This is a genomic window from Aureimonas sp. OT7, from assembly GCF_014844055.1.
GTDB classification, from domain to species: domain Bacteria; phylum Pseudomonadota; class Alphaproteobacteria; order Rhizobiales; family Rhizobiaceae; genus Aureimonas; species Aureimonas altamirensis_A.
Map to the genome: position 1 here is coordinate 4020114 of NZ_CP062167.1, position 25981 is coordinate 4046094.

General features: G+C 65.3%; 24 protein-coding genes and 1 pseudogene. 13 read left to right on the forward strand and 12 right to left on the reverse strand.

The window, feature by feature from the left end:
• Positions 1-3: 3 nt before the first annotated feature.
• The 7 genes from IGS74_RS19265 to IGS74_RS19295 all read right to left on the reverse strand — a co-directional run bounded on the left by IGS74_RS19265 (position 4) and on the right by IGS74_RS19295 (position 7454).
• Positions 4-2259 carry a polysaccharide biosynthesis tyrosine autokinase gene (locus tag IGS74_RS19265; protein WP_281413019.1) on the reverse strand — a complete coding sequence of 752 codons (2256 nt, stop codon included), beginning with the start codon at positions 2257-2259 and terminating at the stop codon, positions 4-6.
• Positions 2260-2352: 93 nt separating this feature from the next.
• Entirely contained in the window at positions 2353-3285 is a 933-nt protein-coding gene (locus IGS74_RS19270) for a glycosyltransferase family 2 protein (RefSeq protein ID WP_192388339.1), read from the reverse strand.
• The gene (locus tag IGS74_RS19275; protein WP_192388341.1) at positions 3275-4219 is read right to left on the reverse strand and encodes a glycosyltransferase family 2 protein; all 945 of its coding nucleotides are present in this window, start codon (positions 4217-4219) and stop codon (positions 3275-3277) included. The genes IGS74_RS19270 and IGS74_RS19275 overlap by 11 nt, the downstream gene beginning before the upstream one ends.
• Positions 4216-5190 (reverse strand): glycosyltransferase family 2 protein, encoded by a 975-nt coding sequence (locus tag IGS74_RS19280; protein WP_192388343.1) that lies wholly within the window; start codon positions 5188-5190, stop codon positions 4216-4218. Before IGS74_RS19280 ends, IGS74_RS19275 begins: the two co-directional genes overlap by 4 nt.
• Complete coding sequence (locus tag IGS74_RS19285; protein ID WP_192388345.1) at positions 5190-6368, reverse strand: glycosyltransferase; 1179 nt, start codon at positions 6366-6368, stop codon at positions 5190-5192. The genes IGS74_RS19280 and IGS74_RS19285 overlap by 1 nt, the downstream gene beginning before the upstream one ends.
• A gap of 97 nt (positions 6369-6465) precedes the next feature.
• Positions 6466-7248 (reverse strand): glycoside hydrolase family 16 protein, encoded by a 783-nt coding sequence (locus IGS74_RS19290; RefSeq protein ID WP_192388347.1) that lies wholly within the window; start codon positions 7246-7248, stop codon positions 6466-6468.
• Between the two features lie 29 nt (positions 7249-7277).
• The gene (locus IGS74_RS19295) at positions 7278-7454 is read right to left on the reverse strand and encodes a hypothetical protein (RefSeq protein WP_156122419.1); all 177 of its coding nucleotides are present in this window, start codon (positions 7452-7454) and stop codon (positions 7278-7280) included.
• A gap of 271 nt (positions 7455-7725) precedes the next feature.
• On the opposite strand from IGS74_RS19295, the gene IGS74_RS19300 reads away from it, so the two are divergent.
• Positions 7726-8688 carry a glycosyltransferase family 2 protein gene (locus IGS74_RS19300; protein ID WP_192388349.1) on the forward strand — a complete coding sequence of 321 codons (963 nt, stop codon included), beginning with the start codon at positions 7726-7728 and terminating at the stop codon, positions 8686-8688.
• Between the two features lie 10 nt (positions 8689-8698).
• Here the strand turns inward: IGS74_RS19300 and IGS74_RS19305 are convergent, their stop codons facing one another.
• Both IGS74_RS19305 and IGS74_RS19310 read right to left on the reverse strand, forming a co-directional pair.
• The gene (locus IGS74_RS19305; RefSeq protein ID WP_192388351.1) at positions 8699-9697 is read right to left on the reverse strand and encodes a glycosyltransferase family A protein; all 999 of its coding nucleotides are present in this window, start codon (positions 9695-9697) and stop codon (positions 8699-8701) included.
• A gap of 102 nt (positions 9698-9799) precedes the next feature.
• Positions 9800-10057 carry an exopolysaccharide production repressor protein gene (locus IGS74_RS19310; protein ID WP_192388353.1) on the reverse strand — a complete coding sequence of 86 codons (258 nt, stop codon included), beginning with the start codon at positions 10055-10057 and terminating at the stop codon, positions 9800-9802.
• 618 nt (positions 10058-10675) lie between these two features.
• Between IGS74_RS19310 and IGS74_RS19315 the strand changes: the two genes are divergently transcribed.
• The 3 genes from IGS74_RS19315 to IGS74_RS19325 all read left to right on the forward strand — a co-directional run bounded on the left by IGS74_RS19315 (position 10676) and on the right by IGS74_RS19325 (position 13977).
• A complete protein-coding gene (locus IGS74_RS19315) occupies positions 10676-11359 on the forward strand; it encodes a sugar transferase (protein WP_192388355.1) in 684 nt (227 codons plus the stop codon).
• A 61-nt stretch (positions 11360-11420) separates the two neighbouring features.
• Positions 11421-12668 (forward strand): polysaccharide biosynthesis/export family protein, encoded by a 1248-nt coding sequence (locus tag IGS74_RS19320; protein WP_246722740.1) that lies wholly within the window; start codon positions 11421-11423, stop codon positions 12666-12668.
• A 10-nt stretch (positions 12669-12678) separates the two neighbouring features.
• A complete protein-coding gene (locus IGS74_RS19325) occupies positions 12679-13977 on the forward strand; it encodes an O-antigen ligase (RefSeq protein ID WP_192388357.1) in 1299 nt (432 codons plus the stop codon).
• A gap of 25 nt (positions 13978-14002) precedes the next feature.
• Here IGS74_RS19325 and IGS74_RS20375 read toward each other — a convergent pair.
• Positions 14003-15019, reverse strand: a pseudogene (locus tag IGS74_RS20375) (acyltransferase); the annotation flags it as partial.
• 339 nt (positions 15020-15358) lie between these two features.
• Between IGS74_RS20375 and IGS74_RS19330 the strand changes: the two are divergent.
• From IGS74_RS19330 to IGS74_RS19350, 5 genes are read left to right on the forward strand one after another with little or no spacing between them, the layout of a single operon-like run.
• Complete coding sequence (locus IGS74_RS19330; protein ID WP_192391893.1) at positions 15359-16153, forward strand: (Fe-S)-binding protein; 795 nt, start codon at positions 15359-15361, stop codon at positions 16151-16153.
• Positions 16150-17574: a LutB/LldF family L-lactate oxidation iron-sulfur protein gene (locus IGS74_RS19335; protein ID WP_192388359.1), complete on the forward strand. Its 1425-nt coding sequence runs from the start codon at positions 16150-16152 to the stop codon at positions 17572-17574. The genes IGS74_RS19330 and IGS74_RS19335 overlap by 4 nt, the downstream gene beginning before the upstream one ends.
• Positions 17571-18215 (forward strand): LUD domain-containing protein, encoded by a 645-nt coding sequence (locus IGS74_RS19340; protein ID WP_192388361.1) that lies wholly within the window; start codon positions 17571-17573, stop codon positions 18213-18215. The genes IGS74_RS19335 and IGS74_RS19340 overlap by 4 nt, the downstream gene beginning before the upstream one ends.
• Positions 18216-18224: 9 nt before the next feature.
• Positions 18225-19586, forward strand: a complete 1362-nt coding sequence (gene pabB, locus IGS74_RS19345) for an aminodeoxychorismate synthase component I (protein ID WP_192388363.1) — start codon at positions 18225-18227, stop codon at positions 19584-19586.
• A complete protein-coding gene (locus IGS74_RS19350; protein WP_192388364.1) occupies positions 19583-20161 on the forward strand; it encodes an aminodeoxychorismate/anthranilate synthase component II in 579 nt (192 codons plus the stop codon). Before pabB ends, IGS74_RS19350 begins: the two co-directional genes overlap by 4 nt.
• Here IGS74_RS19350 and IGS74_RS19355 read toward each other — a convergent pair.
• Together IGS74_RS19355 and IGS74_RS19360 are read right to left on the reverse strand one after the other, a co-directional pair.
• Positions 20136-20543, reverse strand: a complete 408-nt coding sequence (locus IGS74_RS19355; RefSeq protein WP_192388365.1) for a dihydrofolate reductase — start codon at positions 20541-20543, stop codon at positions 20136-20138. The genes IGS74_RS19350 and IGS74_RS19355 overlap by 26 nt on opposite strands.
• 27 nt (positions 20544-20570) lie before the next feature.
• Positions 20571-21308 carry a Crp/Fnr family transcriptional regulator gene (locus IGS74_RS19360; RefSeq protein ID WP_192388366.1) on the reverse strand — a complete coding sequence of 246 codons (738 nt, stop codon included), beginning with the start codon at positions 21306-21308 and terminating at the stop codon, positions 20571-20573.
• Between the two features lie 277 nt (positions 21309-21585).
• Here IGS74_RS19360 and IGS74_RS19365 point away from each other — a divergent pair, with 277 nt between their 5' ends.
• The 4 genes from IGS74_RS19365 to mdoH all read left to right on the forward strand — a co-directional run bounded on the left by IGS74_RS19365 (position 21586) and on the right by mdoH (position 25972).
• The gene (locus tag IGS74_RS19365) at positions 21586-21993 is read left to right on the forward strand and encodes a MarR family transcriptional regulator (protein WP_039195653.1); all 408 of its coding nucleotides are present in this window, start codon (positions 21586-21588) and stop codon (positions 21991-21993) included.
• A gap of 188 nt (positions 21994-22181) precedes the next feature.
• Complete coding sequence (locus IGS74_RS19370; RefSeq protein ID WP_039195484.1) at positions 22182-23792, forward strand: glucan biosynthesis protein G; 1611 nt, start codon at positions 22182-22184, stop codon at positions 23790-23792.
• A complete protein-coding gene (locus IGS74_RS19375; protein WP_192388368.1) occupies positions 23789-24103 on the forward strand; it encodes a hypothetical protein in 315 nt (104 codons plus the stop codon). The genes IGS74_RS19370 and IGS74_RS19375 overlap by 4 nt, the downstream gene beginning before the upstream one ends.
• Before the next feature lie 54 nt (positions 24104-24157).
• On the forward strand, positions 24158-25972 hold the full coding sequence (gene mdoH / locus IGS74_RS19380) for a glucans biosynthesis glucosyltransferase MdoH (protein ID WP_246722741.1): 1815 nt from the start codon (positions 24158-24160) through the stop codon (positions 25970-25972).
• Positions 25973-25981 lie beyond the last annotated feature (9 nt).

Genomic DNA, 25981 nt, shown 5'->3' on the forward strand with positions numbered 1-25981 from the left:
AAATCAGCTCTTGTCGTTGTAGTAGGCGCCGTAATGGCCGGCATATTGTTCCGGCCCGGCCACGGAGCCATAGAGGCCGAGCTTCTGCATGTCGGTCTTCGTCAGGATGACGCCGGCTGCCTTCGAGCCGATCTCGCGGTGCGATTCCAGCGCGCTGCGCAGCAACTCGCGCGGGGTGCGCCCCCATTCGGCGACAATGATGAAGGCATCGCAGATCGGTTCGAACGCCCTGGCATCCAGCAGCGCGCCGAGCGGCGGAAGATCGACCACGATATAGTCGAAATGCTCCCGTGCCTCGCGGATCAGCGTCGCCGACTCCGCGCCCGCCAGAAGTTCCGCCGTCGGGGTGAAGTTCCGGCGCAGAACGGACGGTAGCAGGATCGTCTGCGTGTACTTGTCCTGCAGCAGCGCACCGTGCCACGCGGTCGTGCCTGCCAGGACGTCGACCAGCCCCGTCTCCGGCGGTCGCAGAAGCGCGCGGCTGAGGCCGGGGTTGCGCATGTCGGCATCGATCAGCAGCGTCCGCCGCCCCGAGGCGGCAAGCAGCGCCGCGAAATTGGACGCGGTGGTGGACTTGCCCTCACCCGGCAGCACGGAGGCAAAGCCGATCACGCGGGACGCCTTGTCCGGCAACGCCGCATCCACCATCATGCGCGCATGGCGCAGGCTTTCGGCCGTGCTGGAGCCGGGCGCCATCGCGGCGAAGCGCATTTCGGGCGGCATCAGGGCCTCGCCCTCGCCGTTCGCCGCCGATTGGGCCGCCGCGGCGGCGACGATGCGCCGGTCGAAATAGGGCAGGTAGCCCAGGAACTTCAAACCGAGTTCCGGTGCGATCTGGGCCCCGGTGCGGAAGGACCGCTCGCGGAACTCGCGCAGACCGGCGACCGCCGCCCCGCCCATCAGCCCCAGCACCAGCGAAAGGGCCATGGTCATGGACTTTCGCGGGCTTGATGGGCTGACCGGATTGCCGGCCGGCGAAATGACACGTGCCTTGGCGATGGGGAAGGATTGGTGCTGCGAAGCTTCCTCGTAGCGCGTCAGGAAGGCCTGGTAGAGCGTCGACAGCGTGTTGGCCTGCTGCTCAAGCTCACGCAGGCGCACCATCGCGGTGTTGGTCTCGGGCACCTGCCCGGTCAGGATATCCAGATTGGCGCGCAGCGATTGCTCACGCGACTGCGCAACCTCGAATTCGTTGCGATAGCTGTTCGTCAATTGCTGCAGCTCGCGGAAGATCTGCTGCGTCAGCTCGGCTTCCTGGCGCCCCAGTGCAACCGCCTGGGGATGCTCGGCGCCGAACTGCTCCTCGATGGCGGTCTTGCGCTGCGCCACCTGCAGGTAACGCTGGCGCAGATCGACGATGGCCTCGGTGCCGGGCTGCTCCGCGTTGGAGATGGTAGAGTTCTGTACCGCGTTCTCGGGGCCGGAATCGACGATGGACTGAAACTGGCGGTAGCGCGCCGAGGCGCGCGCCGTCTCGGCCTGCGCCAGGATCAGCTGGCCGTTCAGTTCGCTGAGTTGCTGCTCGGAGATCAGCTCGCCGCGCGCCGACGTCAGGCCATTCTCGGCCCGGAAACGCTCCACGGCCAGCGCCGCGGACTGGGAGCTGGTGCGCAACTCCTCCAGCCGTCCCTGCAACCACGCGGTGGCCTGCTGGGTCGCCTCGAAATTGGCGTCGAGCTGGTCCGACAGGTAGGCGGCGGCGTAGGCGCGTGTGATGTCGCCGGCAAGGATGCGGTCGTTGGTGCGGTACGATACCTCGATGACGAAGCTGCGCCCGACGCGTTCGGCGGTCAGTCCGGACTGCAGGAGATACTGGGCCTTGCCGAGCCGGGCGTTGGCGGCCTCCGCCTCGGTCAGTTCGGGCGGGGGCGAGACGATGGAGACGATCGAGCGCAGGCCCGACTTGACCCAGCCGAAGAAGGATTCCGGCGGGTTCAGGAAGGCGTCGTTCTCGTCCAGGCCCATGTTTTGCGCGACGGTGCGGGCAAGCCGCGACGAGCCGAGGATCTCCACCTCGTTCATCACCACGGAATCCATCTGCAGCGGATTGCGCGACTGGGGTTCGTCTTCGGCGAACCGGCTGAGATTCTGGTCCAGCAGGATGCGGGTGGAGGCGGTATAGACCGATGGCGCGCTCAGGAGATAGAGACCGCCCAGCACGAGCCCGACCGCGCCGCCGATGGCTGCCAGCTTCCAATTGCGCCGGACCATGCCGACGAGCCGGTCCAGGTCGATGAATTCGTCTCTGCGGTCATCCATTCCAGACAGCGCCTGCACTTTGCCGTGCATCGGAAAATGGTTCTGGTTCATGATTCCGCCAGCGCCTTCTTATCGTTCTGTTTCATCCGCGCCTCAGCCGGCTGCCGGACGCGCCAGCCGTTGCAGGCGCGCGGCGATGGGCATGCGCAGATGAGCCAGCGCCATGGGGTTCGCCAGGCCCTGACGAAGGGCTCCGACGATAGATCTATCCTTGATGTGCCGCACGACTTCAAGGAAGGCGGCCGCATCGTCGAGGCTCTTGCGATGCGCCGCCATTGCGGCACGGTCGGGGCCGGACAGCCGATGCCCCGCAAGAAAGGCCGCGTCGGCGGCAATCAGCGCCTTTACGTGATGGGCGTGCAGGACACGCGAGATCGAGCCCTGGCGCACGGCGTAGACATAGCCGGCCTGGGGCTCCACGACGCAGCGTCCGCCATGCGCCATGGCGCTGGCCAGGAAGATGAAATCCTCGCCGATCCGCAAGCCGTCCGGATACCGGATGTCGTGCTGCCGTACGAAATCATGGCGCACGATCGGCTTCATGTACCCGAAATTGAAGCGGCTGCGGAACATGCGGTTGGACAGGATGAACGCTTCCAGCGAGATGTCCGGCGTGCGTTGTAGAAGTGCTTCGGGGAACATCGGATGGGAGCGGCCGTTCTCGGCGATCTCGATGTTGTCGACCACGATGGCCGCGTCCAACCTTTCGCCCCTGGCGATCATGCGGGCCAGCCTGTCCGGGCGGACACTGTCGTCGCAATCCAGGACCGCCAGCCAACGTCCCGTCGCCAGCCGCATCGCGGCGTTGCGCGCTGCGCCGGGACCACCGTTCCTGTCGAGCGAGACGACCTTGATCCGCGCGTCGTTCAAGGCACGCGCCGCATCGGCCGTACCGTCGCCGGAGCAGTCGTCCGCGACGACGCACTCGACGTCGACACCCTGCTGCGCCAGCGCCGAATGCAGTGCGGCGGGCAGTGTGTCGGCAGCCTTCCACGCGGCGATGATAAAGGTGACGTCAGGCCGCATCGGGCGTCTCCCCGCCATGCTGCGCCGTTCCGTAATGCTCGCGCTCGCGCACGCCCAGAAGGCCGACCACCGCGCCCGCGTGCAATGTGCCGCGCAGGGCATGCCGGCGGCTCGACGCCGTAGCCGGAAACGTCGCGGCGGCCATCGCCCAGCACCACCCGGCCTTGGCTGCGGCACGCGCCATCTGGCCGGCCTGGCGGGCCGCGGAGCCCGGCCCGATGACGATACGCGCATGGGTCTGCCCCATGCGGAACCGGCGACGCGCAAGCCATCCGAAAGTTGCGCGCGCTTTCGGCACCGCTTCCCGGACGAGGGCTTCCGGCGCATAGGCGATGCGCCCGCCGTCGCGGGTGAGGCCGGTGAAGAAGTCGGTATCCTCGCCGCCCGTCCGGCCGAGGGAAAGATCGAAGCGTCGTCCTGCCACGCAGGCGGCCTCGCGGTCCAGGAGGACGTTGCAGGTGTAGCCGGTCACGATCCGTCCATCGACATAGACGGGCAGGGTCGAATGGAGATCGGCTTGCCGCATCCAGCGCGGCGCATCCTCGCCGTAGATCGCTTCCACGGGCCCCAGAACGGCCGCCGCGCGCTGCCGGCGCGCCACATTCAGTAGTGCCGCGATCCAGCCGGGATGGGCCGTTTCGTCATCGTCGATAAAGGCGATGTAGCGTCCCGACGCCGTATCGAGGCAGGCATTGCGTGCGATGGATATGTTTGCGGCCGGCGCATGGACGTAACTGACGCGGTGACGGGATGCCTGCGCGAAGGCTTCGACGATGGGGCGCGCGGTAGGCTCCGTGTCGTTGTCCGCCACGATGACATGCAGCTCCACGCCATCCGGGATGGTAAGCCCTTGCAGGGATGCCAGCGCCTCGGCCAGTTCGGGCCGGCGGAACGTGCACATGCCGATATCGACAACGGTCCGATCCTCGATCATGCCGGCACCTCCCGGCGACGCGCAGGCCGGACCAGCGCCGCCCAGAAACCGGCGGACCATGCCGCGTGCATAATGACGGCCGAAAGGCCGGCAAGCACGCCTTCGCCCGGGCGGCCCTGCCGGAAGCCCAAAGCCGCACCATAGCCGATGCAGAGCAGCAGATAGCAAAGCGCCGGCAGTGCAAATACCCATGCTACCGGGGCCAGCAAGGCCATGGCCAGCACCGGCGCAACGAAAACCGGCACCAGTTGGCGCAGGCGCGGTCGGCCACGATGCTTCATCAGGTTCATTGCGCGGCCCCTGCCGTAGCCGAAGTATTGCCGCGCAAGGGCCCGAAGGCTGGCGCGCGGATAATAGGTCATTCGCGTCCGGTCCGTCATCCAGATGCGATAGCCGGCCGCCCGCAGGCGGTGATCCAGCTCGGCATCCTCATTGTGGCTGAAGCTTTCGTCGTAGCCGCCGACGGCCCGGAAGGCGGATATGCGCATGGCGGCATGATGCCCATGGTCCACGAAGGCCCCGCCGCCGCCGGCCCGGTGCGCCGACCCGCCATTGCCCAGGCGCGAATTCTGCGCCAGTGCGGCCGCGCGCTGACGGGTGCCCTTGCCCTGCGTCACCATGGCGACGACGACGGAATCCGCCCCGGTCGCCTCGGCATCGGCCAGCACGCTGTCGACGAAATCGTCGGGATAGTCGCCGTGGGCGTCGATCCTCATCAGCCAGTCGAAACCGTCGCCATAGCGTGCCACGGCTTCGTTGATCCCGGCGCTCTGGATGCGCCGGGCGTTGTGGAAGAACGCGATGCGCCCTCCGGCGCGCGCCTGGAGACTATCGAGCGTGCCATCCGTACTACCGCCGTCGGCCACGACGATCCGCGCGTCGAGGCGCGCCGCTGCCGCATCCAGGCGGTCGAGCAGCGGGCCGATATGGGCCTGTTCGTTCAGGCACGGCACGACGATCAGGCAGCGCATCAGCCGGCGGCCTCCATCATTGCGCGCCCCTTGCGCCGCGCTTCGCCGGGCAGCGCCGCCAGGCGCGCCACCAGTGCCGTGCATTCGCGCGGGCCGCATACCCAGAAAGAGCGTGGACTTGCAGTCACCCGGGCCCGCTCCGCCGCGTAGCCTTCCTCATTCAGCGGCAATGCCGCCAGCAAGGCCTCCGGCGTCGCCGCGTCGATACGGATGCCGATGTCCCGGCGTGCCAGCGTACGCCCGGTTTCCGTGGCCGACAGGGCTATCGGCACCACGCCATGCAGGCAGCTTTCGTACAGGCGGTTGGGCAGCAGCCAATCGGAATTCAGCCCGGCTTCGAAGTAATCGATCGCCCAGGCAAAGTGTACCTCGCCGTAAATGGCGGACAGGTCGTCGGGGTTGCGATAAGGGCCTTCGAAGCGGATGAAGGGTTCCTTGGCGACGCGGCCGTGGAAATCGTCGAACTCGCGCAGGGCCGGCCTGCCGCGCAGCACGACTTCGATGCGCCCTTCGGCCATCCGTGTCAGGCGCGACAGGATATCGAGCGAGTTGCGGCAGCGCAGGGCGCCGAACCAGCCGATGGTCCACGGCTGGCCCGACGGTGGGCAACGCGGTTCAGTGCCGGCCGGCACTTCGTCCCCGCCAAGGTCCAGGACCTTGTTCTCAAGCAGAAGGGTCGGCAGCGTCATGCCCTGTCGCAGCTCGAAATACTCGCGCACGAAGGCGGGCGAACTGGTCATCAGCAGCGCCGCATCGCTGACGAGCGCGCGTTCGACGGCCCGCATCGCCCGGCTTTTCAGCCCGTCGCCCAGAAGCAGGCGGTGGATATCGAGGCTCTCATACACCAGCGCGGGCCGCGGCCGGTAAAACCCGGTTGCACGACGGGCAAGGGCCAGCATTTCCAGAGTGCGGGCAACGATCACGTCCGGGCGCGAAACATCGCCGAGCATGCGGCGCAGGCCCAGCGCGGCGGTCGCCACCATGGCAAGTCGTTGCCGGAAGTCGCCATCGGCCGTCGCCCCCAGCATTATCGGGCGGCCCGCCCCGATCCGCTCCGGAACCTCCGCCCGGCAGAATCCGGCCGTCTGGACGCGGGCGCCGCCGGCTTCCAGCATGGTCACGCGCCGCGCGACAGCCGGATCGGAAAGATCGTGGACGAGATAAAGGATCGTAGGCATGCCGTGCGAACCCCGTGCAACCAGCGGATTTGGAGGCTAAGTCGAATAATGTGGCATTGCAACAAAATTGCTGCACCACAGCAATCATCGCTGGCGCCTATTGCGTGCCCGCTTCCTCGATCCGGCAGACTATGGATTGGGGGTACTGGCAGGCGTCTCCCTGTGCGGTAAAGGATACCCTGTCGACTTCCATGACCTTGCGCCCCTCATCCTGGAAGGCGCCCATCCACCCCGTCAGCGTGTCGCTTCCCCAGAGTGCGAGATAGATCTTCTGGGCATTCTGCGGCAGCTTTGCTGGGTCATCCGCGGTGTGGACGAGCTCGCCATTGATGAACCAGCGGATACGCTCGGGCTCCCAGATGAAGGCATAGTCATTGAAGGCGCTGTCCGCGCCGCCGGCTACATCCACCAGTTTCTCGTTGTTGCCGACGCCATCGACATACTGGTTGAGCTGGACCTGCGAGGGATCCTTGCCGAGAAACTCGAAGTCGATCTCGTCGTGGGGCTTGCCGTGCGTCGGGCCGATATAGGTGAACAGCGACGAGTTGAGGCCGGAGCCGGCAACCGGCTTCATGCGAACTTCATAGGCGCCGTACTTGAATTCACCGCGGGTCTGGATTTCTCCGCAGGCGTAATCCCTGTCGCCGGCCCGGCGCTGCTCGAAGGCGAGCCGCAACGTGCCGTTTGAAATGCCAACCTGGCGTTTGGACCACGTACAATTCTGGTGATCGCCGTTGGCCCAGCCGTCGGAAACATACCAGCGCTTCAGGTCCAGCCGGTCGAAATCCTCCACGAAGGAGGCACCGTTGCCGTCCGCCCCGGCCGCCAGAGCGGCAGTCGGAGCGGCGAAGATCAATGCTGCGAGCGTCAGGATGCGCATAGCGCAGGCTCCTTGTCTGGCAGGAACGCTCACCCCTCCCCGGTCGGGCCGACCGCTCCGACGGCAAATCCCATGCCGTGGAAATATGCGGGGTAGGCCTTTCCCTCGGGCGTGCCTGCTGCCTCGTCAAGATGCAGCCGCGAGCTGTCCTCGGCCTGCGGATTCGTATCGAAAGACTGCGCCTTGTGGTTTATGTGCGTTTTCATCACGCCACCTTATCGTTTGCAGTCCGCCGTCCGTCCGTGCAGGCAAAAATCGCTCGCCATGCTGCGGCGCGGCGGACATCACTCGCCCGCGAATGCGGGCAGATTGTGACAGGAGCTGTCACGGCGAAGCGTCGTGCGGTGCGGAAGATCGTTATATTCTCGGGCGGATGCAACCCTTGATTTCGCCGACATTGCCATCCGGGACCAGGCCTGCGACAGTTTGGTGCGCTGCAACACAAGCCGGCGAAGATTAGCATGGAAAGGGTTGGACGTGCCATCGGTAACCGTCGTCATACCGTTCTACCAGAAACAGACGGGCATCCTGTCCCGGGCTCTCGATTCCGTTTTCGGGCAGTCCGGCGTCCTGCCGTCCGTGATCGTCGTGGACGACGCCTCGCCCGTTCCGGCCGAGCCCGAAATCCTCAGCCGGGTGCCATCGGAGCAGGCGCGGGTGACACTGGTGCGACAAGCCAATGCCGGGCCCGGCGGCGCACGCAACACCGGCCTGGACCGGGTTCCGGACGATACTACCCATGTCGCATTCCTCGATTCGGACGATGTCTGGCATTCCGGGCATCTCGCAGCCGCACTCGACGCCATGGACCGGTTCGAGGCTGATTGCTGCTTCGCCACCATCGCCGGTGGAGAGGGCTTCGATTATCATTCGACGGTCGACGCCCTGGAGGGCAAGCCCGGTTTCACCGCCCTGTCGCATGAACCGCTGACGCTTGCTGCGGATGGGCTTGCCTCACGCATGCTGGAAGACTGGTCCTACCTGCATCTGTCCTGCATGGTCATGACCCCGCTTGTGTTTCGCACCGTCCGGTTCGATCCGGAGTTGAGACTGGCCGCCGAAGATATCCTCTTCATGAACGAAAGCGTCTCGATGGCGCGGCGCACCATACTGTCGGGACATTCGGGTGCCATCAGAGGCGAGGGCGCGAACATTTTCCACGGGATCACGAACACCGCGCCGTCGTACCTGGCGCAGCAGTACAACACCGTGCGCGCATTGAAGCTCCTGTCCCGGCGCGCCACGGCCGACGATGCCGGCTCGGCAGCCCTGGCCGAACGCTCGGAACGGGCGCGCCGCGAGGCCTTGTGGGGACAGGTCGCGCGATCGAGACGCGGAAAGGCGCCGCAGCTTGGGCTCCTGGCACGCTGGGCCCGGACCGACCCCGCCATCCTGCGCAGCGCCGCCCGGCTTTGCCTTTCGAAATTCCGCAAGCAGTGACCGACGGTCGTCAGCCGACGCGCCATCCCTCGGATAGCTGTCTGTGGCGCGGCAGTTCGGCGGGGCGACGGTCCAGGCGGCGAAGAAGCGTTTCCAGCTTGTCCGAGGCGATTCCGGAGGCGATGCCCGGCAGTGTCCTGGGCCGGGAAAGACCGGCAATTCCCGCCCGCACGAGGCCATCCGCGGCCTTTTCGTCGAGGAACCGTCGAAGCTCGTAGCGCTTGCGGATATGGCCGGCATGACGCTCGAGGGCACCGCGTACATCCGGGTCCATCGGCAGGGCAAGCAACGCAAGATCGGCCTGCCACAGAAGCCGAAGATCCTCCGTCCGATGCCGACCGCTCAGCGAATCGGCCCGCACGACCGCAGCGTAGCCGCAATGATGGACCACCTTGTACCGAGCCCCGGCCAGCAGCGCCCGCACATAGAACTCGTAATCTTCACCGAGGCGCAATTGCTCCCGGTAGCGCAGCCCATGGGCCTCCAGGAAGCTTCGCCGCATGACCGGCTTGAGGAAGCCGATTTCCCCGCGAGAGCGGCCGCGGCGGGATATGTTGCCGTCGATGAACCCGGCCGCACCGAGGGTGCTTGCCGGGCGCTTGTCGGCCGTGATCGTGGGCAAGGGATCGAGGGCGCGGTCCGCCGGCACGAACAGGATGTCGTCGGCGGCAAAATCCCACTCGTCTTCGGCAAGAAGGGCATCGAAGCGGCCCGGCAACAGGAAATCATCCGCATCCAGAACTGCGATCAACGGCGAGGATGAGGCATCTACCGCCCTGTTGCGGGCTGCGGCCGGCCCGGCATTAACGGGCTGCACAAGCACGGTCAGCCGGTTGGACCCGTCATCCGCCGCACGCGCAACGGCGGCCGTATCGTCCGACGACGCGTCGTCGACAACGATGACTTCTGCGACGTTCTGGTCTGCCAATGCCGAGATTATGGCCCGGGTGATTGTCGCGGAAGCGTTCATCGCAGCGATAATCACTGCGACCTTCAACTTGTGATCCATAAACGGATTCCGCCTTCAGCTTTTCCGATCGTGTTCGACCAAAAGGCTGACCCGGAAACGTGGCGACTTCAAGTACCCTTGCCGACCAGGCGCACGCGGCAATCAGAAATGATTGTGAAAGACGTCGGACCTGACCTTATGGGCGTCGGCCTGCGGATCGAGACGGTGCCCGTCCTTGGCGACGTTGCCTGACCGCCATACAAGGAACAATACGCCTACGAAGTAACCAACCTGGATGATGAGCGCGCAAACAAGCGTCTGAACCAGCGCCGTCCATGCAGAGCCCGTCAACCAGTACATCGCGATGGCGAAGGCCGAAAGAGCCAGCAACATGCCACGTAGAAATAGAACGAACGACATGATTAGAATACCATCATCGTGGCGAAGAACGATGCAGGTTCAACATTTGCGCCGCTTTCCTTGGGCCGGTAAGGCCCTGGCTGCTCCCGGCAGCGCGGCTGTCTTTCCTCAACAGCGGTCTTCTAAGGTTAGTAAAGAAACACAAGTTTTATCTCAATATGCTCCATCCGTAAGGCCAAACGCGCCATAGATCAATATGGATGCGCCCTCATAATCAATTTTCGGTAGCATTTTTTTCGCAGCGCACGCTAACCGATTTAATATGCAGTCATTCGCATTCGTGATCGTTGCGTGAGAGTCATGTATCGCTCCTCGCCATCGAAGTATTTTTCTAGAATATACTTACACTGCGTTTACACATGGAATTCAGTTTTGATACGTGACAAAAAAATGTCAAATTCATCGGCCTATACGGTGCGCCTTGACTGATTTTTAGCCATTCCAACAGAGGCGAAACGGTTGTTTCAACTGCCCGGACGCCCTCGCGGGCCACTGTGAACGCCAATAAAATTATGGTCTTCCTGAAAAATTCGATAGAAAGCGCGAAAGTCTGGTTGCACTGCAACATGTTTCGCGTATGCTTCCGGTGTTCGTCATCCTCGGTTCGGAGTTTGCAACATGCGAACGGCTGATAGGCTCCTTAGCAAGCCCGCACGTCTTTTTGCGCGGTCGGAGGGGCAGACACCGCCGATCGGCGGGGTTATCAAGCGCACATTCGATCTTACCGCTGCAATCATCGCGCTCATCCTGCTTGCGCCCCTGTTCCTGATGATCGGGGCGCTCGTGAAGGCGAGCGACGGGGGAAGCATTCTCTACGGTCACAAGCGGATCGGCCGAAACGGCGAAACCTTCCGGTGCCTGAAGTTCCGCACCATGGTCGAGGACGGCGACGAGGTGCTGCAGCGGCATCTTCGCGCCGATCCCCAGGCGCTGGAAGAGTGGACGGCGACGCGCAAGCTGCAGAACGACCCGCGCGTAACGCGTGTCGGACAGGTCCTGCGCAAGCTCAGCCTGGACGAGCTGCCGCAGATCCTGAACATCGTGCGCGGCGAAATGTCGGTTGTCGGTCCGCGGCCTGTCGTATCCGAAGAGCTCGATTACTATGGCCCGGCGGCGGAGTTCTACCTTGCGTCCCGGCCCGGGCTGACTGGCCTCTGGCAGGTCAGCGGCCGCAACGACGTGTCCTACGCCGCACGTGTGGCCTTCGACACGCATTACGTTCAGAACTGGTCCCTTGCGACCGATCTGGCAATCATCATCAAGACGGTTCCGGCCGTCGTTGCCTCGCGCGGCAGCTACTGACCGCGCCACGCGCGGCATCGGCCGGCCTGCCAACGGGCATGCGCCGGCACTGGAGGCTTTCTTGACGCTCCGTCCCTCATTCTTCCGCCTTGCCGGCGCGCTGGTCGTTGCCGGCTTCTGCTTTCCGGGCAGCGCCCAGGACAGCGGCGACGGCTACAAGCTCGGCGCCATGGACAAGCTGCGCATCCGCGTCGTCGAATGGCAGAGCGCGGAGGGTGCGGTCCGCGACTGGAGCGCCCTCGGCGGCGACTACCTTGTCGGTCCGGACGGATCGATCTCCCTGCCCTTCATCGGCCAGATCGAGGCCGCAGGCCGAACCCCGGCCGAAATCGCAACCGTGATCGGCGAAGACCTCCAGCAGACATTGGGCCTGATGGACCGGCCGAACGCATCGGTGGAACTGGCCGAGTTCCGCCCGGTCTTCGTGGCCGGCGACGCGCAGAATCCCGGCCGCTACCCATACGATCCCGATCTGACGGTCCTGAAGGCCGTCAGCATCGCCGGCGGCCTGCGCCGCGCCACCGACAGCAATATGCGCCTCGAACGCGACGTCATCCGCGCCACGGGCGAGCATGACGTGGTCGAGGCGAACCGGAACCGATTGATCGTCAAGCGCGCACGCCTGGAGGCGGAAGCGGCCAGCCGCACCGACTTCGATGCGCCCACCGAACTGAAGAGCCTGCCGGACTTCGCGTCCATGATCTCCGACGAGACGGCGATCATGGAAACGCGGCGCAAGCGGCTGGATCTGCAGCTCGAGGCGCTGGACGACCTGAAGCAGCTTCTGGCCAATGAAGTCGAGGCCCTGGAAAAGAAGATCGTGGCGCAGAACCGCCAGATAGAGCTGACCCGCAAGGAGCTCAGCGGCATCGGCGACCTGTCCAATCAGGGCCTCGTGGTCAACTCGCGCCTCCTGGCCGTCGAGCGGACGATGGCGGACCTGGAAACGCGCCTGCTCGACTACGAGACGGCGTTGCTGCAGGCGCGCCAGGAAATCACCAAGGCGCAGCAATCGGCAACCGACCTGGAAAACGACCGCGCCGCGGAAATCGCCCGCGAACGCCAGCAGGTCGAAGCCGACATCCGCGCCGCCGACCTGCAGCTCGCCACCAACCAGAACCTGGTGTCCGAGGCGATGGCGCAGGCCCCCGTCGCCAATGTCGGCCTGTTCAACGAGAATGTCCGGATCGATTACAAGATCGTCCGTACGGTCGAAGGCGAACCGCGCGAAATCGCGGCGGAAGAGAACACGCCCGTGCTGCCGGGCGACGTGGTCAAGGTCGCGCTTGCGGCGATCCCCGTGAACTGACGGCAACGCCATGCGCATTGCCAGGGCATGGCTGATCGACCCGGAGCATAACCGCCTCTACGGCGTCGCCGCGATGACGCTGTCGGTCTTCGTGTTCGCCTACTCGACCATTTTCGGGCCGGTTTCGATCCTGGCCTATTATGCCTTATGGCTGCCGCTGATCTTCGTGGACTATCGCAAGGTCCTGGGCTCCGTCGTCCTGGCGCCGTGGATCGTGGCCTTCGTGGCCGTCGCGCTGCTGTCCACCTTCTGGTCCGATGCCTTCTCCACCACGGCGCGCGCCAGCATCCAGTTCGCGACGCACGCCCTGTGCGCCCTGATCGCCGTCAATACGCTTTCCGTCCGCACCCTGACGCGCGGCGTCGTCATCGGCGTCGTGCTGGTGCTGGTCTATTCGTTCCTGTTCGGCCACTACAGCTACGACGCGCTCGACGGAACCTACAGCTTCGTGGGCTCCTTCTCGTCCAAGAACCAGCTGGGCCTCTATGCCTCGCTCGGCGTCTATTTCGGCCTCGCGGCCGTGTTCATTCTGGGAGAACGGGGCCTCTGGCGCATCGGATGCCTCGCATGCGTCCTGCTTTCGGCCTATGGAATGGTCGCTTCGCAGTCCGCGACATCCATCCTCGCAACGGCCGCCACGATCCTGGTAACCTTCGGCCTGCGTATTCTGCTGGCCTTTCGCCCCCGTCACCGCCGGGTCATCCTGATCGTCGCCATCCTTGCCGTCGCGGCGCTCGTCCCGGTCCTGGCCGGAGCAGGGCTTGCCGACGCCGTGCTGGGGATATTCGGCAAGGATTCCACCCTGACGGGCCGAACCTATCTCTGGGCGCAAGGCATTGCGGCCGGCAACGAGAACCCTTTGGGGGGCACGGGCTACTACGCCTACTGGGTCCAGGGATTTCCGGAGGCGGAACGCCTCTGGTACGAGTTCTACATCGCCACACGCACCGGCTTCCATTTCCACAACACCTATATCGAGCTGTATGTGGAACTCGGTTTCATCGGCCTTCTGGTCATGACGTTCTTCCTGTACCGGACGCTGTTCGGGCATCTGGCGGCACTGACGCGGGATGCCCGCAATCCCTCCGCGCACCTGATGTTCGGGCTCGTCACGATGTTCGCGATCCGCTCCTTCGTGGAGATCGACATCATCACGCCCTATACGGTCGGCGCGTTCCTCATGTTCTATGCCGCCGGGCTTCTGGTGAAACGGCGGCGCGCTTCTGCGGCCGCTCCAGTTGCGGTGGCCATGACGGCACGGCGCGGCCCGCATTCAGCAGATACAGAAGCGGCGACACCCGCCCGATGATCTGCAGCGCGACGACCGAGGTCGCCAGCGCCGCGAAGGGCAGCCCGAAAAACGTGATCGGGAAGAGGTCCGACCCGTAGTTGCCGAAAGCCCGCCGCAGCAGAATCTGCCCATAGTCGAACAGGATGGCGTGGCTGCAGAAGGCGAAGAAGACATAAGGCTCCAGTTCGCGGCACAGCTTGCCGAACCGCAGCGTGGCCAGAAGGCCTGTCAGGCGCCAGATCGCGGCAGCCATGGAGAACCGGAGTGCGATGTCGAGCGCGGTCGACGCATCTTCGCTCCAGCTGACGATCGAGCCCTGGTTCATGCGGACGACCAGGAAAACGGCGACGATCGGCAGCAGCGCCAGCGACAGCGGAGCAGCGATCCTGTCGAGGTCGTCGCGTGCCAGCCCCCTCTCCCGCAGCCAGAGCCCGGCTGCAAAGAACAGCATCAGGGGCGGCCTCTGCAGCAGATGGAGCGGTTCGCCGAAGAACGCGAAGAGAAGCAGGGCGCCCGCCGTCGCCAGAGGCGCCCGCCGCAGGCCCGCCAGAAGGATCGGCGTGAACAGGCAGCAGACAAACAGATCGCGCAGGAACCACAGCGGTACGACCATCGGCCATTCCGTTATGGCCAGGAAGGCGTTGGCGAGGCCCATGGCATCGAGCGCCGGAAGCTTGTCCCATTTGCCGGACAAGAGGCCGTAACCCACGATGCAGGCCAGCATGACCGCATTCCAGGCGACAAGCGGCACCAGCAGCGTCTGCGCCTTGGACCGGTACAGCCGCAATGGGCCTATCTTGGCGATGGTGCTGACGATGAGATAGCCGGAAACGATGCTGAGCAGCGCGACGGAACTCAGCCCCATGACGCGCGTCAGCAGAAAATAGACGATATCGAACACACCTTCCGCCGGGCGGGCATTCACGTTATCCGCGACACCGGGCTGAACGTGCACGAACATCATCATGAAGATGCAGACGGTCCGGCCTATGCGGATGCGGTCTGAATCCTGCGGGTCCAGGCGCACTGCGCCCGATGCGTGTGTTGCCGGGAACGCCATCCCACGGTCCCTCCTGTTCGGAACATGCGTCCTCGGCGCTCGATCGACGATACGCGGAGGGAAGGCTGGTTCGTCAGTTGGGGCGGCCCTGATCGATGCGAGGCCGCGCGAGACGATCGGTCATCGACCGTCTTTCGTAAGGTCGGCAAATTATGCCCGATGGAATGTGGCATCGCAATGCACAATCACTAATTGATACCGCAAGCTTTGATTTTGTCGCGGCCACACGCTCGAAGACAGAACGGTTCCAATTCGCACGCGCATGTTCTAACCCTTGGACAAGCGCGCCGGGCCGGTCTGTCGGCGGCGCTCCAATGGAATGGAAAGCCCTTGCCCGAGATGTCCGAAGGCCAGAACCGTCCTGCTGGCGATACACCCCGCGTTGCGCTGTTCGTCACATGCCTCGTGAACGTCATGCGCCCCGGCATCGCGGAGTGCACGATCGACCTCCTGGAAGCGGCCGGCGCGCGCGTCGAGGTGCCTTTGGCGCAGACCTGCTGCGGCCAGCCCGCCTTCAATTCAGGCGATGCGGACGGCGGAGCACGCATGGCCAAGCACCAGATTCCGCTTCTGGAAGACTATGATTATGTCGTGGTGCCTTCCGGCTCCTGCGGCGCGACGATGAAGCACGAATGGCCGAAGGCGCTGGCCTCGGAGCCGCAATGGGCGGCGCGGGCGGAGGCGCTGGCGGGGCGCACCTACGAGGTGCTCACTTTCCTCAGCGACGTGATGGACTTCGTGCCCAGGACGCCGCCGCTGGCGACAAGCGCCACCTATCACGATACCTGCTCCGGCCTGCGCGAACTCGGCATCCATGACCAGCCCCGCCGCCTTCTGGCCGCCGTCGAGGGGTTGGAGATGCGCCCGCTGCCGGGGGCGGACGTCTGCTGCGGTTTCGGCGGGACCTTTTGCGTGAAATATCCCGCAATCTCCAACGCCATCGTCGGCGAGAAGGCGGACGCGATCGAGGGTACGGGGGCCGCGATGCTGCTCGGCGGTGATCTCGGCTGCCTGATGAACATGGCGGGCAAGCTGCAGCGGCGCGGCTCTTCCGTGCGGGTCTTCCATACGGTGGAGGTTCTGGCGGGCGCGGCGGGCGGACCGGCCATCGGCGAAAAGGGAGACGGGCGATGAGCGAACTGGCGACGCTTCCGCCATTCAAGACGCGCGCCGGGGAGGCCCTGGCCGACGGCTGGCTCAAGACGGCCATCGACCGCACCACGGGCACGGCGCGCGCCAAGCGTGCGGCCATCGTAGGCCAATGGCCGGATTTCCAGGTGGCGCGCCAGCGTGGCAAGGCCATCAAGGATCACGTCGTCGCCAATCTCGGCCACTACCTTGCCGAGTTCGAGCGGAATGCGGTCGCCAGCGGTGCGCATGTCCATTACGCGTCCACCGCGGACGAGGCCGCCGACCTGGTCGTGCGCCTGTGCAAGGAGGCCGGCGCCCGCAGCGTCACGCGCTCCAAATCCATGCTCGGCGAGGAGATCGGGCTGCCGCATGCGCTGGCGGAAGCCGGCATCGAGCGGGTCGAGACCGACCTTGCCGAACATATCGTGCAACTGGCCGGCGAGCGCCCCAGCCACATCATCTGGCCGGCGCTGCACAAGACGCGCGAGCAGATTTCGGAGCTGTTCAAGGCCACCCACGACGACCCGCACGGGGAGGAGACCCCCGAGGCGATGGCCGCGTCCGCCCGTCGCTTCCTGCGCGTCAAGTTCCTCGAGGCCGACATCGGCATATCGGGCGCCAATTTCCTCGTCGCCGACAGCGGCTCCGTCTGCACGGTCACCAACGAGGGCAACGCGGAAATGACCACGACGCCGCCGCGCGTGCATATCGTGACGGCCGGCATCGAAAAGCTCATCCCCTCCGCCGCCCATGCGGCTACCATGCTGCGCCTGCTCGTCCGCTCCGCCACCGGCGCGGCGCTGACCCAGTACACGACCTTCCATACCGGACCGAAACGGCCGGGCGACCTCGACGGTCCGGACGCCTTCCACATCGTTCTCGTGGATAACGGCCGGACCCGCATGCTGGCCGACCCGGAGTTGAGGGACATGCTTCGCTGCATCCGGTGCGGTGCGTGCATGAACCATTGCCCGGTCTTCAACCAGATCGGCGGCCATGCCTATGGCGGCACCTATCCCGGGCCCATGGGCGCCGTCCTGACGCCCATCTTCGACGGGCTCGAGAAATCGCGCGATCTCGTCGGAGCCTGCACCCTCAACGGACGCTGCCGCGAGGTGTGCCCCGTCGACATCCCGCTTCCGACGCTCATCAAGGGGTGGCGCGACCGCAGCTGGCGCGAGGGGCTGGAACCCGCAACCATGCGTAGCGGCGTCAAGGCATGGGTATTCCTGTCCACCCATCCGCGCCTGTATCGTGCGGTCGGACGCCTCGGATCGCTCGCCTTGCGTATCCTCGGGCGCGGCAACGGGCGCATCCGGCGTCTTCCGCTGGCTGGCGGCTGGACGCAGTTCCGCGACATGCCCGCGCCCGATGGCCCATCCTTCCTGGCGAGCCAGGCCGCGCGCCGGAGGAAAAAGCCATGAGTGCGCGGCAGGCCATTTTCAAGCGCATCGCAGGGGCGATCGGCCCGGCCCGTCCGGCAGAAGAGATCGCCGCCGAAGCTCGCGCCCTCCTTGCCGACCCGGAGGCCGTGCGGCCTCCCACTCCGCGCGGTGACGTCGGGACACGGTTCATGGATGCCGTCGCGCGCCTGCCGCCCGGTGCGTCGGTGGAGCGGATCGACGACATGTCCACCCTGCCCGTCGCCGTCGCCCGGCGGCTTGCCGCGATGAGCCTCGAGCCGGCGCTGAAGATACAGCCCACCCCGGATTTTCAGGCGCTGGATTTCGAAGCCGCCGGCATTGGCCTGCGGGATACGGTCAACGACCGCACCGCCCTGTCGCTGGCAGAAGCCGCCATTGCCGAAACGGCAAGCCTCGTCATCCGGTCGGGCCCGCACATGCCGGTCCTGGATGCCTTCTTGCCGCTACACCATCTGGTGGCCGTCCGGCGGCGCGACATCCTTCCCTATCTGGACGATTTCCTCGACCATGCCGATCTCGGCCGCAGCCGCAACGTGGTGATCGTGACCGGGCCCAGCGGCACCACCGACATCGAAGGCAGCCTCGTTATCGGCGTGCACGGCCCGGCGACGCTGCATATCTTCGTCGTGGACGAGGGCTGAGCCACCGCCATGTGGACACGCCGCTTGTTCGGGACAGACCCGTTCGAGGCCGCGCGGCGTCTTCGTCCGCTGGGCGGCCTCGCCTTTCTGGACAGCGCCGCCGCCGGACCGCCGCTCGGTAGGCGATCCTACGTCGCAGCCGCGCCCTTCCGGCGCTACGAGATCGATTCGCTGGACGGCGACCTTGCAGCCCTGCGCGCGCTCCTGGCGCGATACCGGATCGAGGCAGAGGACGGGGGCGCCTTGGCCGGTGCGGCGATCGGCGCTTTTTCGTACGATTTCGCGCATCGCCTCGAAAGGCTCCGAAAGCCGGCCGACTGGGACGATCGCGCGCGCCTCGCCGCATTCGGGCTGTACGGCACGGTGCTGACCTTCGACCATGTATCGGGCCATGCCGTCATGGCGAGCGCCGGCTTCTCGCAGGCGTACGACAGGCAAACGCCCGCCACCCTGCGCCGCGACGAGGCGGAGCGACAGTTCGATCGCATCGAGGTCGCCTTGGCGGCGGAGACGCGGCCGCTGCCAGGCAATCCACCGGTGACAGGTTTTCGGTCCGACTTCACGCGTGCCGAGTACCAACGGGCCATCGAACGCGTGCGCGCCTATATCCACGAAGGCGACATCTATCAGGCGAATATCGCACAGAGCTTCTCCGCCGACCTGCCGGACGGCTTCGACGCGCTCGCCTTCCATGGCGCCCTGCGACAACGCAACCCGGCGCCCTTCGCCGCCTATCTGGAACTGCCGGGAGAGACCGTCGTCTCCTCGTCGCCGGAGCGGTTCATGGCGCTGACCGGCGATGCGGTCGAGACGCGGCCCATCAAGGGTACGGCGCGCCGGTTGCCGGACCCCGGGGAGGACAGGCAGCAGGCCGAGGCGCTTCTGGCATCGGTGAAGGATCGGGCGGAGAACGTCATGATCGTCGATCTGCTGCGCAACGACCTGTCCCGCGTGGCGATCGCCGATACGGTCGATGCCCCGGTGCTGTGCGGCCTCGAAACCTTTGCTTCCGTCCACCATCTGGTGTCCGTCGTCACGGCGCGCCTGCGTCCGGGCTTCGATGCGCTCGACATCGTGGCGGCCTGCTTTCCCGGCGGATCCATCACCGGCGCCCCGAAAATCCGCGCCATGGACATCATCACGGAGCTGGAGCGGCGGCGGCGCGGCATCTATTGCGGCTGCATCGGCTATCTGGGGTTCGATGGATCGATGGATTTCAACATCGCCATCCGCACCGTAAGCCTTGCCGCCGGCCGGGCGCGCCTGTCGGCGGGCGGCGGCATCACCATCCTTTCGGACCCGCAGGCTGAGTACGACGAAAGCCTGGCCAAGGCGTCCCGCCTTCTCGAAACCTTCGAGGCCGGCTCATGATCGTGATGATCGACAACTACGACAGCTTCGTCTTCAACGTGGCGCGCTACTTCGAGCGGCTTGGGCTGGACATGCGCGTCCTGCGCAACGATGCCGCCAGCGTCGAAGCCATCGTCGACATGGCGCCGAGCGCGGTGGTGATTTCGCCCGGTCCCTGCACGCCGGCGCAAGCCGGCATCTCCACCGAGGTCGTGCGGCGCCTGTCGGGGCACCTGCCGATTCTCGGCGTCTGCCTTGGCCACCAGGTCATCGGAGAGGCGTTCGGTGGCCGGGTCACGCATGCGCGGATGCCGCTGCATGGGCAGGCTTCGGACATTCTGCACAATGGCGAGCGGCTGTTCGTGGGGTTGCCCAATCCGGCGCGCGCAGGGCGCTACCATTCCCTCATCGTCGAGGAAACGCCGGAAATGGCGTCGGCGCTGACGGTCGATGCGCGATCGCCGGAGGGCGAGATCATGGCGCTCTCGCACCGCATCCATCCGACCTATGGCATCCAGTTCCACCCGGAATCGGTGCTGACGCCGGATGGCCTCGGCCTTATCGCCAACTTCATCGCCCTTGCCCGCCGGCAATGAGCCACGCCGGAACGAACCATCGGTCGGCCGGACCGTCATAGGGTACACGGTTGATGTCCCAATGCCGGATCAGCGGTGCATAGACGTCCCAGACCGACGGGCCGCCGCCGATATAGACGACCCGATCCGCAAAGCGGGACAGGACATGCGCCGGATCGTCACTGGAGCGGATTTCCACGATGGTCCTGTCGGCTCTCGCGAAATCGGGAAATGAGGCCACCGTGCGCGGCCCGGCAACGAGGACATGGCCGCGCGTGATCTCGAAGAAGCGTTCGACATCCTCGACGAACGGCCGCTCGCGGGCACCCTCCCAAGGCAGGACGCCGTTCAACCCAAGCTGCCCGCTACGGCCGATCGCGCAGATCGCGCGGACGTCAGCCATTCCTCACCTCCCCCATCCTGGACCCGGTCAGGCCACGGCCCGGTCGGGAAACCAGCTGCAGTCTATCTCATAGTCGCGGTCGGTGAAGTCCACCTCGGCGGCCAGGCGCTCGTAAGTCTTCAGGGACATCATCCGTCCCTCCCGGGCGAGGTGCCCCTGGTCTTCCAGGACACGCAAGGCGCGGTTGACGGACACGATGGACAGGCCGACGACATTGCCGATCAGTTGCTGGGACAGCGGCATCAGGAACCATTCGTTCTTCAGCCTGCCGGTTATGGACTGGCGCGCCCGCGTCTGCAGAAGGAAGAGCGCGACCCTGTCGCGCGGGTTCATGCTCGTCGAGGCGCGAAGCCTGTCCAGCATGGACATGCGTTCCAGCGTGACGAAGGTGAAGAACAGCGCCGCCAGCCGCGGGTGGTAGGCAAAGGCATCGCGCAGCCCCTCCTTGGGGAAGGGGCACAACTCCAGGTCGGTTGCGGCGGTATAGACGAGCGTAGACAGCTCGCAGCCGAGCTGGCTGATACCGACGACGTCTCCCGGGTGGAAAAGCTCGGTTATGATCTGCTGCCCCTCGACGTCCGTCGTGTGCGCGTAGAGCCATCCTTCCCGGACGACGAAGACGTTTCCGATGCGGGTTCGCCCGCCGATCACCGTGCTGCGGCGCGGCAGGCTCAGCTGGGTTCCCTCCATATGCGCCAGAAATGCCCGTTCCTCATCGGTTAGCGACAGATAGTGGGATAGCTTCGCAACCAGACAACTCGACATTCCCCCATCGCCTTCCCAACGGTTCGCTCAAACTGCGGCCATATAAGCGGGTTTCCACCTCAGATTGCTGAGAAATTGTCCCGTAATTAGCTGGACGGCAATGCTTTATTCGTTTGGAGCAATTTTTCGAAGGTTTAAAGCGGTTTAATGCAACTGTTGGTTGGGACGCTATAGATCGCGTATGGATGAGTTCTCGTTTCCGATATCTGGTAGCGGCGGCCCGCGTGATACCCGCGGGGAGGACGTCGAAGATCCGCTTCCGCTCGTCCGGGCACTTTTGTCGATCTCGAAGTCGACCCGTGCCTTCCTGGCGCTTCTTCTGTCCGATATCGGGCTGCATCTGGGCCAGGACCAGTTGATCGCCTGTCTTCGGCACGGCGAGCCGATGAGCGTCTCGACGCTGGCCGACCGAATCGCGGTACGCCCATCCACGGTTTCCAAGATGCTGGACCGGTTGGTCGAGAAGGGGGCGGTCCGCCGGGTCGTCAGCGAGGAAGACGCCCGCCGCACGATGGTTCTTCTGACGGAGGAAGGCGCCGCGCTGAAGCCGCGTGTCGCGCAGGTCTGGGCACGGCTCGAAAGCGAGTTGTCGGGCGGCATGACGCCGGAAGAGGCGCATGCTGTCAAGGACGCCATGGCGCGCATGGACCTCTTGCTGGCGGCGCGCCTGCGCCGCCATCGGTAAATCTTCTAAGAAATATCGGTTGAATCGGTTCAGAAGCCGTTCATCGCTTCTATGTATGGTCCGCGCGTGCACTCCACCGGGTGCTGGATTTGTCGGGTTTTTTGCGTATGCTCACACCACGCTCAGGCTCCAGGAAAAAGTCAGCCGATACATTGAGTTCCTCATTCAAGACCACAAGACGCACCGCCATGGGCTACGGCCTAGGCGGTATCATGACGGCCATCCTGGCGGGCCGCGCCTATGCCCAGGACGCTCAGCCTGCCCCCACCCAGCCGACCGAGGCGCCGCAGCCGCCCGCCGCACCTGCGCCGCCACCGGTCGAGCCGACCATGGTGGACCTGAACGCTTTCAGCTTCGACGCCCTTTCGGAAGCCATGCGGAACCGCGCGGCGCAGGCCTATGTCGAACCGGCCAACGATCTGCCGCAGCCGATCCAGGATCTCGATTACGACGGCTATCGGCGTATCCTGTTCCGCCGCGAGCGGACCGTCTGGGCCAACGACCCCTTCAACTTTCACCTGCAGGCCTATTTCCCGGGCTTCCTCTACAAGGTCACGACGCGCGTCCATATCGGCGACGGATCGCGCTTCGCGCCCTATCCGTTCTCGGGCGCGGATTTCGAGTTTCTCGCCCCGCTCGATCCGAACGTCTACCAGAACTTGCAATTGCCCGGCGTCGCCGGCTTCCGCCTGAACTACCCGCTGGATCGTCCCGACCGGTTCGACGAGCTGGTATCGTTTCTGGGGGCAAGCTATTTCCGCGCGCTCGGGATGGGCAATCGCTACGGCTTGTCGGCGCGCGGCCTTGCGCTGAACACCGCCACCAGCGTCGCCGAGGAGTTTCCCCGTTTCACGGCCTTCTACATCGTCCAGCCCAAGGAGGGCGACCGGACGATCCAGATCTACGCCGAAATGGACAGCCCAAGCGTTACCGGCGCCTATTCCTTCCTGATCCGGCCCGGCGCCGAAACGGTGATCGACGTCAACAAGCGGCTTTACTTCCGCCAGTCCGTCGAGCGGCTGGGTGTGGCGCCGCTGACGTCGATGTACTTCTTCGGCGAGAACGACCATCCCGAGCGGGAGGATTTCCGCCCCGAAGTCCACGATAGCGATGGCCTGTTCATCGAGCGGGTCAATGGCGAGCGCCTGTGGCGCCCCTTGAAGAACCCGACCGAGCTTGCGCTCAGCTATTTCGGCGAAAGCTCGCCGCGCCGCTTCGGCCTGCTGCAGCGCGACCGCGAGTTCGACCATTACCAGGATGTGGAGGCGCGCTACGAAGTCCGCCCCTCCCTCATCATCGAGCCGCAGGGAGACTGGGGCCGGGGTGTCGTCCAGCTGGTGGAGATTCCGACGGAGTCGGAAGCCAACGACAATATCGTCGCCTTCTGGGTGCCGGAAGAACGGCCCGAGGCGGGCAGCCAGTACGAATTCCGCTACCGCATGCGCTGGGGCCTGATCGAGGAGATGCGCAGCGACGTGGCCGTGGTCCTCGGCACCTTTGCCGGGCTCGGCGGCAACGCCGCCCATACGGGCGACATCAACACCCGCCGCTTCGAGATCAATTTCGACGGCGGCACGGCCGCCAACCTGCCCGGCGGATCGGTGGTCGAGCCCATCGTGGACATTCCGCAGAATGCCCGCATCGAGCATATCGGCGTCAACCGTCTGCCCGGCGGCGGCTGGCGCCTGTCGATCGAGTTGGAAAAGCTCGATAGCGCGCCTGTGGAACTGCGGGCCAAGCTGGCGGTCGGCGGTCGCGTGGTCAGCGAAACCTGGCTGTACCAATGGATCGGCCAATGACCGTAGACCTCACCGCGCCATCGGTGCCGCATCACAGGCACGAGGTGCCCCTGCCGAAGGTGCCGGCCGGCGTTCTCGTCGGGCGGCCGGACCTGTCGGAGGACGAGGTTCGCCGCGCCATCGCCGAGCGTCTGGCCTTCGAGGGTCGCAGCGGGCCCGAGCCGGACGTGGTGCTTCTGGCGGCGCGCATCGGCAAGCGCAAGGCCCTCGCATTCCTGCGCAAGCTGGTCCTGCCGCCGCCGCGAGGCAGCCTCGACATGCCGGAGCGCCCGATACTGCGATCTCAATATGGCGTGACTCAGGGTCACTGAACGGGCATAAGGCAGCGCTGCAGACGCATTGCCGCTTGAATGGACGGGATTGGCTTGGTCATTTTCGGAAGATTCCTATTCGCGCTCGTGGCGCTGGCGCTGGCTGTCGTGGCAGGGTTCCTGTTCGCCACCATCATCACGGCCAATGGTGCGACCTGGCTGCACTTCGCCCAGGTATGCCTGCTGATCGTCTGCTGCATGTGGCTGGCATGGGGATTCAACACCGCCGTTGCCGGCATCTTCTTCTCCAGGGGCAAGCCGAACCGGCGGGGTGGCGTACTGGCGCCGGCCTCCGTCAACCGCTCGGCCGTGCTGGTGCCCGTCTACAATGAGGACGCGGATGCCGTCATGGCGCGCGTCGCCGCCATGATCGAGGGCCTGAGGCGAATTCGCCGGCTCGAGGCGTTCGACTTCTTCGTCCTCTCGGACTCCACCAAGGCGGAATCCGTCGCGGCCGAACGCCGCGCCGTCTTCGAGATCGCCGGCGCACTGGAAACGGGGACGCATCTCTATTATCGCCACCGCGAGAAGAACACCAACCGCAAGGCCGGCAATATCGGCGAGTTCGTCACCCAGCAGGGCGGCGCCTATACCTACATGATCGTGCTGGACGCGGACAGCCTGATGCGGCCCGAGACGCTGGTGGAGATGGTCGCGCGGATGGACGACGACGACGAGCTGGCCCTGCTGCAGACGCAGCCGCTCATCATCAACCGGCGCAGCCTGTTCGGCCGTGCGCTGCAGTTCTCCGCGGCCCTCTACTCACCCTTCTTTTCGCGCGGGATCGCGGCCCTGCAAGGCCGCGAAGGGCCCTTCTGGGGCCATAACGCGATCATCCGCACCCGCGCCTTCGCGCAAAGCTGCGGATTGCCGCATCTGTCGGGCCGGCCCCCCTTCGGCGGCCATATCTTGAGCCACGACTTCGTCGAGGCCGCGCTGCTGGCGCGCGACGGCTGGAAGGTACGCGTCGATCCGGATCTGGAAGGCTCTTTCGAAGAGGCCCCGTCGAACCTGATCGAGTATGCCAAGCGCGACAGGCGCTGGTGCCAGGGCAATCTGCAGCACGGGCGGTTGATCCCCGCCCCGCGCCTGCGCTTCTGGAGCCGCGTCGCCATGGTGTCCGGCATCATGGCCTACGCCGCCTCGCCGATCTGGCTGCTGTTCCTCATCGTCTCGATGCTGGATCCGATCCTGGCGCCCGCGCCGAACTACTTCCCGGGTGACAGCCTGTTCCCCGTCTTCCCCCGCCCCGAAACCACCAAGGCCCTGCTGCTTCTGATCGGCATCTTCACGCTGCTGCTCCTGCCTAAGACGCTCATAGCATTTCGCACCGCGCTGTCGCACCGGGCGGCGCGCTTCGGCGGCTCGATCGCGGTTCTGGCGGGCGCCACCTGCGAGCTTATCCTGACCAGCGCGCTCGCGCCGATCATGATGCTATTCCAGTCCAAGGCCGTTGCCGAAATCTTGATGGCGCGTGACAGCGGCTGGCCGTCCACCGACCGCGAGGATGAAGGCGTCCCCCTGTCGGCCGCCTTTGCGGCAAGCTGGTGGATGGTCATCGTGGGCGCCATCCTGATGGTGACGAGCTACATATACACCCTGACGCTGTTCCTGTGGGTGCTGCCGATCGCCCTGCCGCTCGTCGTTGCGCCACTGTTCATCTCGCTCACGGCGGATCCTGTGCTGGGAGACAAGGCGCGGGCGCTTTCCATCTTCGCCACACCCTTCGAGATCGCTCCCGAACCCGTGATCCGCGCTTCCGAAGCGTGGCACAAACGCCTTGCCGGCGCACAAAAAACACTATCTCAACCGCGAAGGGATCAGAGGACGGGTACGTCGGACCCTATAGAGACGCCCGCCAGAGGCTGAAGGTCGAAC

What these genes read in the sequence shown, in the direction of transcription:
- IGS74_RS19265 (WP_281413019.1), bottom strand. Translation starts at nt 2,259, where the DNA reads ATGGATGACCGCAGAGACGAATTCATCGACCTGGACCGGCTCGTCGGC.
- IGS74_RS19270 (WP_192388339.1), bottom strand. Translation starts at nt 3,285, where the DNA reads ATGCGGCCTGACGTCACCTTTATCATCGCCGCGTGGAAGGCTGCCGAC.
- IGS74_RS19275 (WP_192388341.1), bottom strand. Translation starts at nt 4,219, where the DNA reads ATGATCGAGGATCGGACCGTTGTCGATATCGGCATGTGCACGTTCCGC.
- IGS74_RS19280 (WP_192388343.1), bottom strand. Translation starts at nt 5,190, where the DNA reads ATGCGCTGCCTGATCGTCGTGCCGTGCCTGAACGAACAGGCCCATATC.
- IGS74_RS19285 (WP_192388345.1), bottom strand. Translation starts at nt 6,368, where the DNA reads ATGCCTACGATCCTTTATCTCGTCCACGATCTTTCCGATCCGGCTGTC.
- IGS74_RS19290 (WP_192388347.1), bottom strand. Translation starts at nt 7,248, where the DNA reads ATGCGCATCCTGACGCTCGCAGCATTGATCTTCGCCGCTCCGACTGCC.
- IGS74_RS19295 (WP_156122419.1), bottom strand. Translation starts at nt 7,454, where the DNA reads ATGAAAACGCACATAAACCACAAGGCGCAGTCTTTCGATACGAATCCG.
- IGS74_RS19305 (WP_192388351.1), bottom strand. Translation starts at nt 9,697, where the DNA reads ATGGATCACAAGTTGAAGGTCGCAGTGATTATCGCTGCGATGAACGCT.
- IGS74_RS19310 (WP_192388353.1), bottom strand. Translation starts at nt 10,057, where the DNA reads ATGTCGTTCGTTCTATTTCTACGTGGCATGTTGCTGGCTCTTTCGGCC.
- IGS74_RS19315 (WP_192388355.1), top strand. Translation starts at nt 10,676, where the DNA reads ATGCGAACGGCTGATAGGCTCCTTAGCAAGCCCGCACGTCTTTTTGCG.
- IGS74_RS19325 (WP_192388357.1), top strand. Translation starts at nt 12,679, where the DNA reads ATGCGCATTGCCAGGGCATGGCTGATCGACCCGGAGCATAACCGCCTC.
- IGS74_RS19330 (WP_192391893.1), top strand. Translation starts at nt 15,359, where the DNA reads ATGTCCGAAGGCCAGAACCGTCCTGCTGGCGATACACCCCGCGTTGCG.
- IGS74_RS19335 (WP_192388359.1), top strand. Translation starts at nt 16,150, where the DNA reads ATGAGCGAACTGGCGACGCTTCCGCCATTCAAGACGCGCGCCGGGGAG.
- IGS74_RS19340 (WP_192388361.1), top strand. Translation starts at nt 17,571, where the DNA reads ATGAGTGCGCGGCAGGCCATTTTCAAGCGCATCGCAGGGGCGATCGGC.
- pabB (WP_192388363.1), top strand. Translation starts at nt 18,225, where the DNA reads ATGTGGACACGCCGCTTGTTCGGGACAGACCCGTTCGAGGCCGCGCGG.
- IGS74_RS19350 (WP_192388364.1), top strand. Translation starts at nt 19,583, where the DNA reads ATGATCGTGATGATCGACAACTACGACAGCTTCGTCTTCAACGTGGCG.
- IGS74_RS19355 (WP_192388365.1), bottom strand. Translation starts at nt 20,543, where the DNA reads ATGGCTGACGTCCGCGCGATCTGCGCGATCGGCCGTAGCGGGCAGCTT.
- IGS74_RS19360 (WP_192388366.1), bottom strand. Translation starts at nt 21,308, where the DNA reads ATGTCGAGTTGTCTGGTTGCGAAGCTATCCCACTATCTGTCGCTAACC.
- IGS74_RS19370 (WP_039195484.1), top strand. Translation starts at nt 22,182, where the DNA reads ATGGGCTACGGCCTAGGCGGTATCATGACGGCCATCCTGGCGGGCCGC.
- IGS74_RS19375 (WP_192388368.1), top strand. Translation starts at nt 23,789, where the DNA reads ATGACCGTAGACCTCACCGCGCCATCGGTGCCGCATCACAGGCACGAG.